The following is a 15,744-nucleotide window of genomic DNA, read 5'->3' as shown; positions in this document are numbered from 1 at the left end:
CGCGTCTACAGCAGCTGGCGTGCGTTGGTGGACGCGAGGTCCAGCAGCTCGTCACCGCGACCCGACAGCACCGTGCGGATGGCGTAGAGCGTGAAGCCCTTCGCCTGCTCGAGCGTCACCGCCGGGGGCATGGAGAGTTCCTGGCGGTTCGCGCGGACCGACACGAGCGCCGGGCCGTCGTGCGCGAGCGCGGCGGCCATCGCGTCCTCGAAGTCGTCGGACACGTCGACGTGGAACCCCTTGATGCCGATCGCCTCGGCGACGGCGGCGAAGTCCGGGTTCTGCAGCTCGGTGCCGTAGTTCACGAAGCCGGCGGCCTTCATCTCGAGCTCGACGAAGTTGAGCGACGAGTTGTCGAACACGACGATCTTCACCGGCAGCTTGTTCTGCACGATCGTGATGAGCTCACCGAGGAGCATCGTCAGCCCGCCGTCACCGGCCAGGGCGATCACCTGCCGGTCCGGGAACGCGGTCTGCGCACCGATCGCCTGCGGGACGGCGTTCGCCATCGTGCCGTGCACGAACGAGCCGATCAGCCGGCGCTTGCCGTTCATGGTGAGGTAGCGCGAGGCCCAGACGACGGGGGAGCCGACGTCGGGGATGAAGACGGCGTCCTCCGCGGCGAGCCGGTCGAGCACCCGGGCGACGTACTGCGGGTGCAGGGGCTTCTTCTTCCCGGCGGGGACCGCCAGGTCGTCGAGCTTCTCGCGGGTCTTCCGGTAGTGCTTCAGGGAGTCCTCGAGGTGCTTCGTCGGGTGCGAGCCGGTCAGCAGTGGGATGAGGGCGAGGGCGGTGTCCTTGACGGTGCCGACCAGCCCGATGTCGACGGGGTGCCGTCGGCCGAGCTGCGAGCCGCGGATGTCGACCTGCACGTGCTTCGCCTTGGCCGGGAAGAACTGCTGGTACGGGAAGTCCGTGCCGAGCATCAGCACGACGTCGGCGTCCTCCATCGCGCGGTAGCCGGAGGCGAAGCCGAGCAGCCCCGTCATGCCGACGTCGTACGGGTTGTCGTACTCGATGTACTCCTTGCCGCGCAGCGCGTGCACGATCGGGGCCTGCAGTCGCTCGGCCAGGGCGACGACCTCGTCGTGGGCGTCCGCGACGCCGGCTCCGGCCAGGATCGTGATCCGGTCGGCACCGTTCAGCAGGTCGGCGGTGCGCTGCAGCTCGGCCTCGCTCGGCACGATGCGCGGGGTGGCCCGCTCGATGCGGGTGGTGCGGTCGTCCTTCGCCTCGGCGAGCAGCACGTCGCCCGGGATCACGAGCACGGCGACGCCGCGCTTCTCGATCGCCTCGCGCATCGCGATCTCGAGCAGGCGGGGCATCTGGACGGGGTCGGCGACGTACTCGACGTAGACGGAGCACTCGCGGAACAGCTCCTGCGGGTGCGTCTCCTGGAAGTATCCGGAGCCGATCTCCGCCGTGGGGATGTGGGCGGCGATCGCCAGCACCGGCACCCGCGAACGGTTCGCGTCGTACAGGCCGTTGATCAGGTGCAGGTTGCCGGGCCCGCAGCTGCCGGCGCAGACGGTCAGGTCACCGGTCAGGGCGGCCTCGGCAGAGGCGGCGAACGCGGCCGCCTCCTCGTGCCGGACGTGCTCCCACCGCATCGTGCCGTCCTTGCGCAGGGCGTCGGTGAAGCCGTTCAGGGAGTCCCCGGGCAGGCCGTAGACCCGGTGGATGTCGTTGGCGCGGAGGGTGGCGACGATGTTCTCGGCAACGGTTGGCATGCGTCCTGTCTACTCCCGACCGCCGCGCTGAACGCTTTCGGAGTTTTGTGAGGCTCACTCGCCCTGGGATGCCGGGGTCGTGCTGCGACGATGGCGGGATGACCGACGACGCGCCGCTCCTCCGTCCCCGCCGACGGGAGCCCGCCGCGTACGGGATCCTCGAGCGCTCGCCGTACCCGCTCGTCTCGGTGGCGATCGCCGTCATCGCGGTCGTGGTCATCACCATCGTCGGGTTCACCCTCGGCACCGTGGACCTCGGGCTCTCCAAGGCCCTCAACGCGCTGCACACCGGGTTCATCGGTGCGTTCAGCACGGCGGTCTACCACGTGATCAGTCCGGCACCGGCGATCGGGATCACGGTCGTCGCCGTCGCCGTGATCTGGTGGCGCACGCGAGATCTGCGACCGGCCCTGGCGTTCGGCGGCACCATCGCGATCACGTGGGTGCCGTCCGCGATCGTGAAGGAGATCGTGCACCGCGCCCGGCCCGACGTGGCCGTGCTGCCGCACCCGTTCCCCGTGCAGCCCGACCCCGGGTACCCGAGCGGGCACACGGTCTACATCACGGCGTTCGTCATCGCCCTGATCTGGCTGCTCCGCGAGACGCGGTGGCACCGGCTCGCCCTGATGCTCGGGGTCGTGGCCATCGTGGTCGTGTTCTTCGCGGTGTCGATCGACGCGGTGCACTACCCGACCGACGCCGCTGCGTCGATCCTGTGGGCGCTCGCCGTGGCGCCGGGGGTGCGGGTGGTGTGGGTCGACTGGCTCATGCCGCGGGTGCCGTTCCTGCGGCCGGGGCGGGGCTGACGCCGGCTGGTTGGGCTGGGGGCGGGGCGGTCACAGGTGGTCTGGTCGACGCGGAACGACACTGTCGATGTCGTACGACGTCGACAGTGTCGTTCCACGTCAGCGGGCGGTGTCGTTCCGGGTCAGCGGGCGGCGCTGGTCCGGGTCAGCGGAGCGTGCTGGTCCGGCTGGTCCGGCCCCGCGCCGCGAGCAGCGCCACGACGGCCACCACGGCGGCGGCGAGCATCACGATCGCCAGCGGCACCGCGGTGTCCGAGCCGCCGATGCTGACGAGCGGGGACACGAGCGCCGCGAGCCCGAACTGCAGGGCACCGAGCACGGCCGAGGCGCTGCCGGCGGCCGAGGGCACGGCACCGAGGGCGAGTGCCGTGGCGTTGCCGAGCACCAGACCGAGCGAGCCGACCGCGGTGAACAGCGGCACGGCGAGCCAGATGACCGGCGCCCCGGAGACGACGAGCAGCGCGAACGCCACGGTCGAGGCGAGCACCAGCACGATGCCGAGCGACAGCACGCCCGTGACCGAACGGGTCGCGGTGAGCTTGGCGGACAGGATGCTGACGCCCATCAGTGCCAGGGCGTTCAGCCCGAAGGCCAGGCCGTAGCCGACCGTGCCGAAGCCGATCATGTCCTGGTAGAGGAACGGCGACGCGGAGATGTAGGCCATCATCACGGCGAACGCGAAGCCGAACACGGCGGTGTACCCGAGGAACGTGCGGGAGCGCAGGGCACGCAGTGCCGAGCCGGAGCCACGGCGTTCCTCGCGCAAAGCGTCGCGGTGTTCCTTCAGGTGGGTCTCGCGGATCACGGCGAGGACCGCGATGAGCATGACGACCGACAGGCCGAGCACGATCGAGAGCAGGCCGCGCCAGCCGATCGGACCGGTGAGCAGGCCGCCGAGCAGCGGTGCGACGACCGGGGCGACCCCGCCGACGATCATCATGAGCGAGAACGCGCGGGCGGCGGACTTGCCGGTCGCCAGGTCGGAGATGACCGCACGGCTGATCACCATGCCGGCCGCACCGCCGAGGCCCTGCAGCAGGCGGGCCGCGATGAGCACGCCGATGTTCGGCGCGAGCACCGCAGCGATGCTCGCGAGCACGCACACCGCGGCACCGGCGATGAGCGGCGGCACGCGGCCGAACCGGTCGGACAGCGGACCGAACACGAGCTGGCCCGCGGTCACGCCCACCAGGAACGCGGTGAGGGTGAGCTGGACGGCGGTGGCGCTCGCCCCGAGCTCGGTGGTCATCTGCGGGAACGCCGGCAGGTAGAGGTCGGTGGCGAAGGGGGCGACGGCACTGAGCAGGCCGAGCACCAGGAGCAGCGCGGTCGTGATGCCCTGCTGCTTGGTCGTGGGTGTCGCGATCGTCGCGCGGATGGTTCCGGTGTCCGTGGTCATTGTTATGAAAGCATAACTCATCGCCGGAGATCGGTACAGTACGGTCATGCACTCCGCCGTGTCCGACCACGTCCTCGCCGAGTTCGCGGACGTCCTGCTCCGGATCGCGCGTGACATCGACCCGCACGGCTCGGAGACCCTCGACATCGTGCCGCTGACCGGCACCGAGGCGCTCGTGATGCGGTGGATCAACCGCAACCCCGGCACCTCGCCCAGTGCCACCGCCGAGGCCACGGCCCTGCAGCGCAGCAACCTCAGCGTCGCGCTCCGGTCGCTCGTGGCGAAGGGCATGGTCGAGCGGCGCCAGGACCCGGCCGATGCCCGGACCGTGCAGCTGCACTCGACCGCCCTGGCCCAGGAGAGCGTCGACCGGCTCTACCGGCACTGGTCGGGCAAGCTCCGCACGGCCCTCGGTGGCGACGAGCGGGGTGCGGTCGAGGCGCTGGAGCTGCTGCAGCGGATCGACGACGGACTGCGCGCGGGCTAGGCGACAGCGTCGGCGGCGGCGGCATCGTCGGCCGCATCGTCCTGGATCGGCAGCAGGCGACGCGCGCCGTGCCCCTCGTCGCCCAGGGCGTCACCCGGGTTCACGACCGAACACGCTCCGAGCGAGACGCACCCGCAGCCGATGCACTGCGTCATCTCCTGCTGCAGGCGCTCGAGCTCGAGCTGGCGGGCCCGCAGTCGTGCGCGCCACCGCTCGTTCAACCGGTTCCAGTCGCGCAGCGAGGGCATCCGGTCGGCGGGCAGGGCCTCGAACTGCTCGGCGACCTCGCTGAGCGGGATGCCGAGGCGTTTGGCCACCTGGATGATCGCGATCCGCCGTTCGACGTGCCGGGGGTACATCCGTGTGCCGCCGTCGGTGCGCTCCGGGTGGATCAGGCCCTTGCGCTCGTAGAAGTGCAGGGCCGAGGCGGCGACGCCGGTGCGGCGGACGATCTCGCCGATGGGCAGCAGGTCGGTCGGCCGCGGCGCCGGGATCTCGACCATGGTGGAGATCCTACTGCTGGAACGACTCCCAGAGCAGGAACCCGGTGAACAGCACGAACGGCGTGCAGGCGACCACGTTGAGCCAGCGGTGCTCGACGATCACCGCGGCGAACTCCCGCAGGAACGCACTCGGGACGTAGTACGCCGCCGTGCGGGCGCCGACGACCTGAGCGGGCAGATCGAGGCGGCGGGCCAGGGTCGCCGCCCGCAGCACGTGGTAGTTGTTCGTGACCACGACCATCTGGCCGTCCCGGCCGGCGGCCGTCTGCACGTCCCGCGAGAACCGCAGGTTCTCGCGGGTGTTCCGCGACGCGGTCTCCGCGACGACGTCGTCCGCGTCGGCACCGTGCGCCACCAGGTACTCGGCCATCGCGGTGCCCTCGGGGCGGGGCTCGTCGTCGCCCTGTCCGCCGGACGGCACGAGGAGCGGTCGGCGTCCGGCCGCCCGTTCGGCCCGGTAGACGCCGAGCGCCCGGTCGAGCCGGCTCTGCAGCAGGGGCGGGACCTCGCCGTGCACGAGCCCGGAGCCGAGGACCACGATCGTGTCGGGGACGATGCCGTGCCGCGTCCGCCCGTAGACCACGGAGTACAGGGCGAACGCGACCAGCGACAGCGCGAAGTACCCGCAGACGAACACCATCAGGACGGCGACCGCGATCTTCGTGCCGTCCCACAGTGTGAAGCCCTCGCCGCTGCCCGAGACGAGCAGGGCGATGGCGACCGCCGGCAGCACGAACACCGCCACCCCGGCGGCGAGCGACAGCAGGTTGCCGACGCTGCGCCCCTCGGCACGGAGCATCTGCAGGCCGTTCGCGACCAGGGCGACGCCGAGCACCACCACGGCGAGCGGCACGAGCAGCAGCACCACGGCGACGAGCAGGCTGAACCCGGGGACCACTCTGGTCAGCACGGCCACGACCGTCCCGAGCCCGAACAGCACGGCCGCCGTCAGGAACACCCCGTTGCGGAGCATCCGAGGGTCCCGTCGCCGCCCCAGGACGTACAGCACCAGGAACAGCAGGGCGAAGACGGGAGCGGCGCCCAGCCCGAGCACCGTCAGCCGACCGCGCGACGGATCAGGTCGGCCACCCGTGCCTCGTCGGCCTCGGAGAACTCGGGGCTGATCGCCCACGACGTCGGCCAGAACGTGCCGTCGTCGAGCGCGGCCGAGTCCTGGAACCCGAGCGTCGCGTAGCGGGCCTTGAACTTCGCGGCGTCCTGGAAGAAGAACACCGCCTTGCCGTCCCGCGCGTAGGCGGGCATGCCGTACCAGAGCTTCGGCGCGAGCTCGGGGGCGACCTCGAGCGCGAGGCGGTGGATGCGCTCGGCCAGCCCCCGGTCCGGCTGGGGCATCTCGGCGATCTTCGCCTCGACCGCAGCGGCGTCGGCCGCTGCCTTCTCGGCCTTGGTGCCCTTCGTGCCGCGAGCACGCTTGACCTCTGCGGCGTGCTCCTGCATCGCCGCGCGCTCCTCGTCGGTGAAGGTGGTCTCGGTCTTCGTCGTCCGTGCCATCGTCGTCTCCTCGTGGTCTCGTGCACCCATCATGGGTCCGCGAAGCGAAGCATGCGAGGGCAGAGCCCGAACGAGTGCCAGGCTCGTCCCATGACCTACATCGCCAGTGACGACCGCTACGACTCGATGACGTACCGCCGGACCGGCCGCTCGGGCCTCGACCTGCCGCTGCTCTCCCTGGGGTACTGGCACAACTTCGGGGACGACATGCCCTTCGAGAACCAGCGCGCCATCAGCCGCCGGGCGTTCGACCTCGGGATCACCCACCACGACCTCGCGAACAACTACGGCCCGCCGTACGGTGCCGCCGAGGTGAACTTCGGCCGCCTGATGCGCGAGGACTTCCGGCCCTACCGCGACGAGCTGGTCATCTCGACGAAGGCCGGCTGGGACATGTGGCCGGGGCCGTACGGGCAGGGCGGCGGCTCGCGCAAGTACGTGCTCGCCTCGCTCGACCAGTCCCTGCAGCGCACAGGCCTGGACTACGTCGACGTCTTCTACTCGCACCGTCTCGACGCCTCGACCCCGCTCGAGGAGACGATGGGCGCCCTGCACACCGCGGTCCAGCAGGGCAAGGCGCTGTACGTCGGCATCTCGTCGTACGACGCCGAGCGCAGCCGGCAGGCGGCCGAGATCCTCCGCGACCTCGGCACCCCGCTCCTGATCCACCAGCCCTCGTACTCGATGCTCAACCGCTGGATCGAGACCGAGGGGCTGCTCGACGCCGCCGGCGAGCTCGGCTTCGGCGTGATCGGCTTCACCGCGCTGGCGCAGGGGCTGCTGACCGGCAAGTACCTGAACGGTGTCCCCGAGGACTCCCGCGCGGCAGCGGGCAAGTCCCTCGATGCGTCGAGCATCACGCCCGAGGTCGTCGAGCACCTCCGCGCCCTGAACGACGTCGCGGCCGCGCGCGGACAGTCCCTCGCGCAGCTCGCCCTCGCCTGGGCACTCCGCGACGAGCGGGTGACCTCACTCGTCATCGGTGCGTCCCGGGTGTCGCAGCTCGAGGACAACGTCGCCGCGCTGTCGAACACGTCGTTCACCGACGAGGAGCTCCGCGTCATCGACGAGCACTCGGTCGGCATCACCGACGTCGACCTGTGGGCGGGAGCCCGCGCGGGCGAGGTCTCCTGACCCGAGCCCCACGCCGCACCAGTCCCTCGGCCGGTCGGATCTCGTTGCTCGGCTGGCCCCGTCGGCTGGTCGCGACACGTCGCGGGTCGCCCGGCGACCGGTCACGAACCGTCGGCTGGCCGCGCCGCAGGCGACGGTCTGCGACCGCACCGCGCACGGCCGGCGGGTTGTCGTGACCGCTGCGGGGCCCTGGGCGCGGGGCGCGGCGGCCGGGAGGCACGGGGCACGCCGCCACGCGCCTCCCGTCCGTCGTCCGGTCGCGTTTCGTCGCGTGGCCGGCATGCGCCGACTGGTCAAGACACGTCGCGGGTCGCGCGCCGACCGGTCACGACCTGTCGGCTGACGGCGCCGCAGGCGACGGTCTGCGACCGCGCCGCGGCTGACCGCCGGGACGGCGCCCGGAGCGAACTCCTCCGGGGCGCGGCGGCCGGTTGGTACCATCGACAGCGTTCGACAACACGCAGTGTGTATCTACCGGCCGCCGGCATCCCGGCGGACAACGGCGGCACCCGATGGGTCCGCCGCCACCGAACCGGGCGGGCCGAGAAGGCACAACCCCGATGCTCCAGACCCGCTCAACCGACGCCCCGCCCGCTCCGGACCGCTCACTCGTCTCCCTCGCCGGACGCTGGTACTTCCCCGTGGCGTTCATCGCCCGGCTCCCGTTCGCGATGATGGTGGTCGGCGTCCTGACCCTCGTCGTCGCCGCCCGTGACTCCGTCGCCCTCGGCGGCATCAACTCCGCCGCCGTCGGCATCGGCTCCGCGATCTTCGGCCCGATGGTCGGCGCCGCGGCCGACCGCTACGGCCAGCGGGCGGTGCTCGTCCCCGTCGGACTGGTGAACGCGGCGCTGCTCGGGTTCTTCCCGTTCGTCGTCGGCGGCACCGCGCCCGACCTCGCCGTCCTCGCGGTCGCGTTCTGCATCGGTGCCTCGGCCCCGCAGGTCGCCCCGATGTCCCGCACCCGGCTCGTCGCGATCATCCGGCAGCGGATGGCCCCGGCGCGGCGCGAGAAGACCCTCAGCGGCACGATGGCCTACGAGTCCGCCGCCGACGAGACCGTGTTCATCATCGGCCCGTTCCTGGTCGGCATCCTCGCCAGCGCGATCGCCCCGTGGGTGGCCGTCGCCGGCGCCTCGGTCCTGACGTTCGTGTTCGTCACGGCGTTCGCGCTCCACCCGACCGGCAAGCTCGTGGTCGGCCAGCACGCGGAGTCGACGCAGGCACCCGCACGGCAGCTCCTGCGTCCGCGGCTCGTGGTCGTGGTGGTCGGCATCCTCGGCATCGGCCTGTTCTTCGGCTCGACGCTCACCTCGCTGACGGCGTTCATGGAGACCCACGGCGAGGCCTCGCAGGCCGGCCTGCTCTACGGCCTGATGGGCATCGGGTCCGCCGGGCTGGCACTCGGGTCGGCGGCATTCCCCCGGGCCTTCGGCCTCGGGTGGCGCTGGCTCGTCTTCGGCGTCGTGCTCCTCGCCGGTGCGGTCGCGTTCGCCAGCGCCGACTCCGTCGTCGCCGCGGGCGTCGTCCTCGCGATCATGGGCATCGGGATCGGGCCGACGCTGGTCGCCCAGTACAGCCTCGGTTCAGACCGCTCACCGGTCGGCCGGTCCGCGACCACGATGACGATCCTCGGGTCGGCCGTGATCGTCGGGCAGTCGATCGCATCCGCCATCACCGGGGACGTCGCCGAGCACCACGGCACCGCCGCAGCGATGCTGTTGCCGGCGGTCTCCGCCGCGATCGTCGTGGTCGCCGCGGTCGGCAACCTGCTGCTCCCGCGCCGGGTCGCGACCGCCTGACCGCGAACGTGACCACCTGACGGACCGGAGGCCCGTGGCGACGCCGCCACGGGCCTCCGGTCCGTCAGATCGGTGCGTCAGGACTCCGTGTCGTCGACGAGCAGGTCCTCGTGCCGGTAGTCGTCGGCGCGCAGGCCGGCGCGGGCGATCATGTGCGTCGACACGGGCACCAGGAACAGCTGGAACACCATGATCGGCAGCACGACCCAGAACGCCGTCCACGTCCACACCGCGACCACGATGGCGGCCAGCGCGAGTGCGAGCCCGAGCACCTGCGGCTTCGCCATGGCGTGCAGGCGGACGAGCGGGTCCGGGAACCGGACGATGCCGACCCCGGCGCCGAGCGACAGCAGCGACCCGACGAGCAGCAGCCCGATGGCGATCCACGCCCGGATGCCGGCGTCGTCGACGAACGACTCGATGATCTCGATCACGACTTGTCCTCCTCGGCGCGCTCGGGGGTGGTGACGGTCAGCCCCTCGTCGGACGGGTCGGCCGAGGGCGTGACGGCCCGGGCGACGGCGACCGTGGCGAAGACGCTCGTCGCCGAGATCACCACGAGCACGGGGATGCCGGTCAGGTCCTGGCGGATGACCATCGCGGCGGCGATCACCACGAGCACGGTGGTCAGCACCATGTCGGAGCCGATCATGCGGTCGAGGATGGTCGGGCCGCGCACGATGCGGAACACCGCGAGGGCGAACGTCGCCCCGAGGAGCGCGAGCACGAGCGCGACGGCGATGCCCATCACGACGACGACGGGGCTCATCGGGTCACCTCCGGCAGGGGCCCGGACAGCTCGGAGACGTCCTGCTTGGATCCCAGTGCGCGGATGACCATGGCCTCGATCCGGAGTGCGACGCGGCGTTCGTCCTCGACCTGCTCGTGGCGCTCGGTGTCGAGTACGTGGAGCAGCAGGCGACGGCGCCGCAGGTCCACGTCGGCGACGTACGAGCCGGGCACGAGCGAGATCGCGAGGGTGGCCAGCGTGAAGGTCATCTCGGAGGTCGAGTGCAGCTGCACGAGCGTGATCGAGCTCCGCCGCACACCGCGAGGACGGAACGCGACCCAGGCGACCCGGAAGGACGCCACGACGACGAGCCCGGACCACACCACCAGGAACCGCAGCACGTGGACGATCGAGAACCGTGCGGACAGGGGGACCGGCGGGAGCGGCAGCGCCTGGGTGACGAGGAGCGCCACGACGATGCCGCACAGCAGCGTCAGCGGGGTCCACGATCCCCAGAGCAGCGCCCAGAGCACGGTGAGTCCCGCGACGAGGGGCACGTCGTAGCGCCACGCCAGCGCGATCCGCCTGGCGTTCGAGATGCGGCGGACGTCGGTCATCGCTCACCTCCGAGCACGGCCTGCACGTAGCGGTCGGGCGACTCCAGCGACTCCGCTGCGCGGGTCGCGTAGCCGTAGAGCGGGCCGGCGACGACCGTCAGGGCGACGGACCCGAGCACCGCGACGGTCGTCACGCCGACGAGCATGCGCGGCAGGCGCACCTTCTCGGGAGCCTCGCCGACCGCCTCGGTCGCGCCGGTGGTCGGACTGGAGGCGGTGGCCGCGTGCGGTGCGTCGGTGACCGTCACCGAGCCTCCCGGGTGGTACGCCTCGCCCGTCTCCTCGGAGACGGTCAGGGGAGCCGGTTCCGGCGACCGCAGGTGGGCGTGCGGTTCCGCGCTCGTCGTGTGCGGGGCGGCGGCCTCGGCCGCCGGCTTCGGCCGCCAGAAGGCGGCGTCCCAGACCCGCATGAGCGCGTACAGGGTGAGCAGCGATGTGACGACGCCTGCGCCGATGGTGACGTAGGCCATCGGGGAGCCGTCCTCGGCGGCGGCGCGGAACAGGCCGAGCTTGCCGATGAAGCCGGAGAACGGCGGGATGCCACCCAGGTTGAACGCGGGGATCAGGTACAGGGCGGCCAGCAGCGGTGCGGCCTTCAGCAGTCCGCCGAGCGACCGGGTCGAGGTCGTCCCGCCGACGCGTTCCATCAGGCCGGACACCAGGAACAGCGTGGTCTGCACGACGATGTGGTGCACCGTGTAGAACACCGCTGCCGCCGTCCCCGCGACGGTGCCGAGTCCGACGCCCATCACCATGAAGCCGATGTGGCTGATCAGCGTGAAGGACAGCAGCCGTTTCACGTCGGTCTGCGACACCGCGCCGAGCACCCCGACCACCATCGTCAGTGCGGCGACGACGAGCAGCACCTCGTTGAGCTGTGGTCGTGGGAAGATCACCGTCTCGAGCCGGATGATCGCGTAGATGCCGACCTTCGTCAGCAGGCCCGCGAAGACCGCGGTGACCGGCGCCGGGGCCGTCGGGTACGAGTCCGGCAGCCAGAACGCCAGCGGGAACACGGCCGCCTTGATGCCGAACCCGATCAGCAGCATCGTGTGCAGGAGCAGCTGGACGTGCTCCGGCAGGTCGGCGACGCGCTCGCTGATCTGGGCGATGTTCACCGTGCCGGTGGCGCCGTAGACCAGCCCGATGGCGGCGAGGAAGATCGCCGACGCGATCAGGCTCGTGACGATGTACGTCGTGCCGGCCCGGACGCGCTGTTCGCTGCCACCCAGCGTGATGAGCACGTAGCTCGCCACCAGCAGCATCTCGAACGCGACGTACAGGTTGAACAGGTCACCGGCGATGAACGAGTCGAGCACACCGGCGGCGAGCACCAGGTACGTCGGGTAGAAGATCGTGACCGGGGCGTCCTCGTCGTCGGCGGCCAGGCCCTGCCCGATCGAGAAGAGCAGGACGAGCAGCAAGACGCTCGCGCTCACCGTGAGCAGCAGCGCGCTGAGCCGGTCGACGACGAGCGAGATGCCGTAGGGGGCGTCCCAGCCGCCGACCTGCACCACGATCGTGCCGTGCCGGTCGACCAGGACCATGAGCGTGGCGGCGACAGCCAGGGCCACGACGAGCACCACGACGGTGATCGCACGCTGGAGCTTCTGGTGGCGGAGGAGTCCGAGCGCGACCGCGGCACCGAGCAGCGGGACGAGGACGAGGAGCGGGACGAGCCAGGTCATCGGGTCGCCTCCTGTTCTGCGTCGGTGGTGGTCTCCGGGTCCTCGTCGGCCGCCTCGTCGCGGTCGCGGCCGATGGCGGCGTCGGCCTCGTCGACCTCGACCTCGTCGGCGCGGGACAGCTGCCACGACCGGTGGATCAGGGCCAGCAGGAACGCGCTGACGGCGAAGGTGATCACGATCGCGGTCAGGGCGAACGCCTGGGGGAGCGGGTCGGTGATGCCCTCGGCGCTCTTGCCGATCGGCGGGTCGCCCGCGGCCCCGGACATCACCAGCAACAGCAGGTTGAGCGAGTTGCCGAGCAGCAGGAAGCCGAGGAGCATCCGGGTCAGGGAACGTTCGAGCAGCAGGTAGACGCCGCACGAGAACAGCACCGCCATGGCGATCACGAGGACGAGGGTGACGGTCACGTGGCGCTCCCTTCCGGGGTGGGGGCATCGAGGGCATCGCTGACGGACCCCTCGGTGGTGTCGCGGGTGGGGGTCGAGGCGTCCTCGAGGCGCTGCCGGTCGACCTCGGCACCGAGACTGCGGAGGACGTCGAGCACCAGGCCGACGACGACCAGGTACACGCCGATGTCGAAGAACGTGGCGGTGACGAACTCGACGTGCCCGAGGATCGGGACCGTGGCCTCGAAGAACTCGGAGTACAGGGCTTCGCGACCGAAGAACAGCGGCACGATCGCGGTGATGGCTGCCGTCGCGACCCCCAGGCCGAGCAGACGACCGGCACGCACCGGAGCCGCTGCACCGAGTTCGGCCGGGCCGCCGGCCAGGTAGCGGGCCGCGAGCGCGATGCCGGCGACCAGGCCACCCGCGAACCCGCCACCGGCCGAGTTGTGCCCGGCGAACAGCAGGTACACCGACAGCACGATGAGACCGTGGAACAGCAGGCGGACGACCACGTCGAGCAGTGCCGAACGGCCGGTCGGGATCGCGGCGCTCGTCGGCAGCCAGGCGCGGGGCTCGCCGTCGGTGCGCTCGCCGTTCGCGGTCAGGGTCTCGGGCAGGTCGCGCAGCCGGGGCAGGGTGTCCTCGCGCGAGTTCACGAAGATCAGGCTCGCGACGCCGGTGGCCGCGGCGACCACGACCGTGAGCTCACCGAGGGTGTCCCAGCCGCGCAGGTCGACGAGGGCGACGTTCACGACGTTCAGACCGTGCCCGAACGAGCTCGTCAGTGCGGGCAGGTCGGGCCAGAGGGGGCGGGCCGTGCGGGCCGAGGCAGCAACGACGACGACGATCGCCAGCGTCAGCCCCGCCAGCCCGGCGAAGAGCGCCCGCACGACCCGGAACCGCGACGGGTTGGTCGTGGCGATGCGCGGGGGCAGTCGTCGGAGCACCAGGACGAAGGCGATCAGGGTGACCGTCTCGACCACGAGCTGCGTCAGGGCGAGGTCGACGGCGCCGTGCAGGACGAACAGCACCGAGAGGCCGTAGCCGGTGACGCCGACCAGGACCGCTGCGGCGAACCGGGTCTTCGCCGTGAGCACCGCGATGCCCGCGATCGACATCACGATCATCACAGGGATCTGGCCCCACGAGTCGGCGAACCGGACGTGGAACTCCCACGGCCCGCCGAGCACCAGGTTGGCGAGCGCCCCGGCGACGAAGACCGACAGGATCACCGTCAGGTAGTAGGGGAGCGAGCCGCGCTGCAGGCTCGCGGTGAGTCCGGTCGCTCCGCGGTCGAGCAGTCGCATGCCGTGCCGGTACGTGCCCGCGGCGCTCGGGAACCCGGCGAGCCGGTGCTGGAGCGCTTCGACCGGACGGCGCAGGGCGAACAGTGCGAGGCCGCCGACCAGGGTGATCGCGGACAGGCCGAGTGCGGGTTCGAGGCCGTGCCAGAGCGCGAGGTGCGGGACTTCCTCGCCGGGGAGCGAGGCCACCGTCGCCGCGGGCTCGATGCCGTGCGCGACCACCGGGGTCAGCAGGCCGAGGGCCACGCCGGTCAGTGCCAGGATCGACGGCACCACACCCAGGCCGTGCAGGGCGTGCGGCTCGGTGGTCGCGACGCCGGGCTTGCGGGCGAACGCTCCCCAGAAGAAGCGGAGCGAGTACGCCACGGTGAGCACCGAGCCGAGCGTCACACCGACGAGGGCGAACCAGGCCCAGCCGGCGTCGGGGCCGTGCAGGGACTCGGTGAAGCCGGTCAGCACGGCTTCCTTCGCGACGAAGCCGATCGTCGGCGGGATCCCGGCCATCGACAGCAGCGCGAGCACCGCGACGACCGCCAGCCACGGGCGGGCGCGGCCGAGCCCGCTGAGCCGACCGAGGTCACGCGTGCCGGTGACGTGGTCGATCGCGCCGACGACCAGGAAGAGCGTCGACTTGAAGGCGGCGTGGGCCACGAGGAGCGCGACCCCACCGAGGGCGACCGCGGGGGCACCCCAGCCGGCGGCGAGCACGAGGAACCCGAGCTGGGCCACGGTGCCGTAGGCGAGCAGGAGCTTGAGGTCGGTCTGCCGCAGGGCCCGGTACCCACCGACGAGCATCCCGGCGACGCCGAGCAGCGTGATCGTCTCGCGCCAGCCGTCGAGCAGCGCGAACGCGGGGGCGAGCCGGGCCACCAGGTAGATGCCGGCCTTCACCATCGCGGCGGCGTGCAGGTACGCGCTGACCGGGGTCGGTGCGGCCATCGCGGCGGGGAGCCAGAAGTGGAACGGCACGATCGCCGACTTCGTGAGCGCCCCGAGCAGCACCAGGACCACCGACACCGAGACGACCGTGCCGCTCGGGGGATCGGCGACGATCGCGGACAGCGAGGTCGTGCCGGCCGTGACCGAGAGCATCACGAGGCCCGCGAGCATCGCCAGACCACCCGCGGTGGTGACCACGAGCGCCTGCATGGCGGCGGCGCGACTGGCACGCTTCGCGGCGTCGTGCCCGATGAGCAGGTAGGAGAAGACCGTCGTGGCTTCCCACAGGACGAACAGCACGATGACGTCGTCGGCGATCACGAGCCCGTACATCGAGCCGGCGAAGGCGGTCAGGACCCCGGCGAACCGACCGAGCCCGGGTTCGTCCCGCTCGAAGTACGAGGCGCAGTAGACCAGCACCAACGCGCCGACGATCGACACCACGAGGGCGAGCACCCACGACAGGGCGTCCATCCGCAGCGTGACGTCGAGGTCGAGCTGGGGGACCCACTGGTGCCGTTCGACGACGCTGCCGTGCAGGGCGGCGTCGGTCTGGGCGATCGTCAGCACCGCCGCCGCGGCGGGGGCGAGGGCCGCCACGTAGAACGCGCGGCGGCCGAGGACGGGGGTCAGAGCGGGGACGATCAGGGCGACGATCGCGAACGCGACGAGGACGAGGACCATCGGGCACCTCCTCGGGGTCG

The 15,744-nt window shown here is 71.7% G+C and carries 15 protein-coding genes; 4 read left to right on the top strand and 11 right to left on the bottom strand.

Features of this window, described 5'->3' with window-relative positions:
* Positions 1-5 precede the first annotated feature (5 nt).
* Complete coding sequence (gene poxB, locus QRN49_RS05415) at positions 6-1,730, bottom strand: ubiquinone-dependent pyruvate dehydrogenase (RefSeq protein ID WP_111039725.1); 1,725 nt, start codon at positions 1,728-1,730, stop codon at positions 6-8.
* 98 nt (positions 1,731-1,828) lie between these two features.
* Between poxB and QRN49_RS05410 the strand changes: the two genes are divergently transcribed.
* Positions 1,829-2,536: a phosphatase PAP2 family protein gene (locus tag QRN49_RS05410; protein WP_284754276.1), complete on the top strand. Its 708-nt coding sequence runs from the start codon at positions 1,829-1,831 to the stop codon at positions 2,534-2,536.
* A gap of 145 nt (positions 2,537-2,681) precedes the next feature.
* Here QRN49_RS05410 and QRN49_RS05405 read toward each other — a convergent pair whose 3' ends face one another.
* Positions 2,682-3,935 carry a multidrug effflux MFS transporter gene (locus QRN49_RS05405; RefSeq protein ID WP_284754274.1) on the bottom strand — a complete coding sequence of 418 codons (1,254 nt, stop codon included), beginning with the start codon at positions 3,933-3,935 and terminating at the stop codon, positions 2,682-2,684.
* A 46-nt stretch (positions 3,936-3,981) separates the two neighbouring features.
* On the opposite strand from QRN49_RS05405, the gene QRN49_RS05400 reads away from it, so the two are divergent.
* Positions 3,982-4,422: a MarR family winged helix-turn-helix transcriptional regulator gene (locus QRN49_RS05400; RefSeq protein WP_216852147.1), complete on the top strand. Its 441-nt coding sequence runs from the start codon at positions 3,982-3,984 to the stop codon at positions 4,420-4,422.
* On the opposite strand, the gene soxR is transcribed toward QRN49_RS05400, so the two are convergent.
* Genes soxR through QRN49_RS05385 form a run of 3 tightly spaced genes read right to left on the bottom strand, consistent with a single transcriptional unit; the run spans position 4,419 to position 6,437 of the window.
* The gene (gene soxR, locus QRN49_RS05395) at positions 4,419-4,925 is read right to left on the bottom strand and encodes a redox-sensitive transcriptional activator SoxR (RefSeq protein WP_284754272.1); all 507 of its coding nucleotides are present in this window, start codon (positions 4,923-4,925) and stop codon (positions 4,419-4,421) included. The genes QRN49_RS05400 and soxR overlap by 4 nt on opposite strands.
* 10 nt (positions 4,926-4,935) lie before the next feature.
* Positions 4,936-5,979, bottom strand: a complete 1,044-nt coding sequence (locus QRN49_RS05390; protein WP_259475276.1) for a YdcF family protein — start codon at positions 5,977-5,979, stop codon at positions 4,936-4,938.
* Between the two features lie 2 nt (positions 5,980-5,981).
* Positions 5,982-6,437, bottom strand: a complete 456-nt coding sequence (locus QRN49_RS05385) for an iron chaperone (protein WP_284754268.1) — start codon at positions 6,435-6,437, stop codon at positions 5,982-5,984.
* 90 nt (positions 6,438-6,527) lie between these two features.
* On the opposite strand from QRN49_RS05385, the gene mgrA reads away from it, so the two are divergent.
* Both mgrA and QRN49_RS05375 read left to right on the top strand, forming a co-directional pair.
* Positions 6,528-7,571, top strand: coding sequence for an L-glyceraldehyde 3-phosphate reductase (mgrA, locus tag QRN49_RS05380; protein WP_284754265.1), 1,044 nt, complete (start codon positions 6,528-6,530; stop codon positions 7,569-7,571).
* 560 nt (positions 7,572-8,131) lie between these two features.
* Positions 8,132-9,373 (top strand): MFS transporter, encoded by a 1,242-nt coding sequence (locus tag QRN49_RS05375; RefSeq protein WP_284754263.1) that lies wholly within the window; start codon positions 8,132-8,134, stop codon positions 9,371-9,373.
* Positions 9,374-9,450: 77 nt separating this feature from the next.
* On the opposite strand, the gene mnhG is transcribed toward QRN49_RS05375, so the two are convergent.
* The 6 genes from mnhG to QRN49_RS05345 are packed head-to-tail and all read right to left on the bottom strand — an operon-like array spanning position 9,451 to position 15,724.
* Positions 9,451-9,807 (bottom strand): monovalent cation/H(+) antiporter subunit G, encoded by a 357-nt coding sequence (mnhG, locus tag QRN49_RS05370; RefSeq protein WP_071245814.1) that lies wholly within the window; start codon positions 9,805-9,807, stop codon positions 9,451-9,453.
* Complete coding sequence (locus tag QRN49_RS05365) at positions 9,804-10,142, bottom strand: MrpF/PhaF family protein (RefSeq protein ID WP_284754259.1); 339 nt, start codon at positions 10,140-10,142, stop codon at positions 9,804-9,806. Before QRN49_RS05365 ends, mnhG begins: the two co-directional genes overlap by 4 nt.
* Positions 10,139-10,720 (bottom strand): Na+/H+ antiporter subunit E, encoded by a 582-nt coding sequence (locus QRN49_RS05360; protein WP_284754256.1) that lies wholly within the window; start codon positions 10,718-10,720, stop codon positions 10,139-10,141. The genes QRN49_RS05365 and QRN49_RS05360 overlap by 4 nt, the downstream gene beginning before the upstream one ends.
* Complete coding sequence (locus QRN49_RS05355) at positions 10,717-12,408, bottom strand: Na+/H+ antiporter subunit D (protein ID WP_284754255.1); 1,692 nt, start codon at positions 12,406-12,408, stop codon at positions 10,717-10,719. The genes QRN49_RS05360 and QRN49_RS05355 overlap by 4 nt, the downstream gene beginning before the upstream one ends.
* Positions 12,405-12,815, bottom strand: a complete 411-nt coding sequence (locus tag QRN49_RS05350) for a Na(+)/H(+) antiporter subunit C (RefSeq protein WP_110865552.1) — start codon at positions 12,813-12,815, stop codon at positions 12,405-12,407. Before QRN49_RS05350 ends, QRN49_RS05355 begins: the two co-directional genes overlap by 4 nt.
* Positions 12,812-15,724 (bottom strand): Na+/H+ antiporter subunit A, encoded by a 2,913-nt coding sequence (locus QRN49_RS05345; protein ID WP_284754252.1) that lies wholly within the window; start codon positions 15,722-15,724, stop codon positions 12,812-12,814. The genes QRN49_RS05350 and QRN49_RS05345 overlap by 4 nt, the downstream gene beginning before the upstream one ends.
* Positions 15,725-15,744: the final 20 nt, after the last annotated feature.

Source organism: Curtobacterium sp. ME-Dv--P-122a (assembly GCF_030209645.1).
GTDB lineage: Bacteria > Actinomycetota > Actinomycetes > Actinomycetales > Microbacteriaceae > Curtobacterium > Curtobacterium flaccumfaciens.
The sequence above is the reverse complement of the archived record's forward strand: the minus strand, read 5'-3'. Positions and strand labels throughout refer to the sequence as shown.

Coding starts and splice junctions, on each gene's coding strand:
- poxB (WP_111039725.1), bottom strand. CDS start 1,730: ATGCCAACCGTTGCCGAGAACATCGTCGCCACCCTCCGCGCCAACGAC.
- QRN49_RS05410 (WP_284754276.1), top strand. CDS start 1,829: ATGACCGACGACGCGCCGCTCCTCCGTCCCCGCCGACGGGAGCCCGCC.
- QRN49_RS05405 (WP_284754274.1), bottom strand. CDS start 3,935: ATGACCACGGACACCGGAACCATCCGCGCGACGATCGCGACACCCACG.
- QRN49_RS05400 (WP_216852147.1), top strand. CDS start 3,982: ATGCACTCCGCCGTGTCCGACCACGTCCTCGCCGAGTTCGCGGACGTC.
- soxR (WP_284754272.1), bottom strand. CDS start 4,925: ATGGTCGAGATCCCGGCGCCGCGGCCGACCGACCTGCTGCCCATCGGC.
- QRN49_RS05385 (WP_284754268.1), bottom strand. CDS start 6,437: ATGGCACGGACGACGAAGACCGAGACCACCTTCACCGACGAGGAGCGC.
- mgrA (WP_284754265.1), top strand. CDS start 6,528: ATGACCTACATCGCCAGTGACGACCGCTACGACTCGATGACGTACCGC.
- QRN49_RS05375 (WP_284754263.1), top strand. CDS start 8,132: ATGCTCCAGACCCGCTCAACCGACGCCCCGCCCGCTCCGGACCGCTCA.
- QRN49_RS05365 (WP_284754259.1), bottom strand. CDS start 10,142: ATGAGCCCCGTCGTCGTCGTGATGGGCATCGCCGTCGCGCTCGTGCTC.
- QRN49_RS05360 (WP_284754256.1), bottom strand. CDS start 10,720: ATGACCGACGTCCGCCGCATCTCGAACGCCAGGCGGATCGCGCTGGCG.
- QRN49_RS05355 (WP_284754255.1), bottom strand. CDS start 12,408: ATGACCTGGCTCGTCCCGCTCCTCGTCCTCGTCCCGCTGCTCGGTGCC.
- QRN49_RS05345 (WP_284754252.1), bottom strand. CDS start 15,724: ATGGTCCTCGTCCTCGTCGCGTTCGCGATCGTCGCCCTGATCGTCCCC.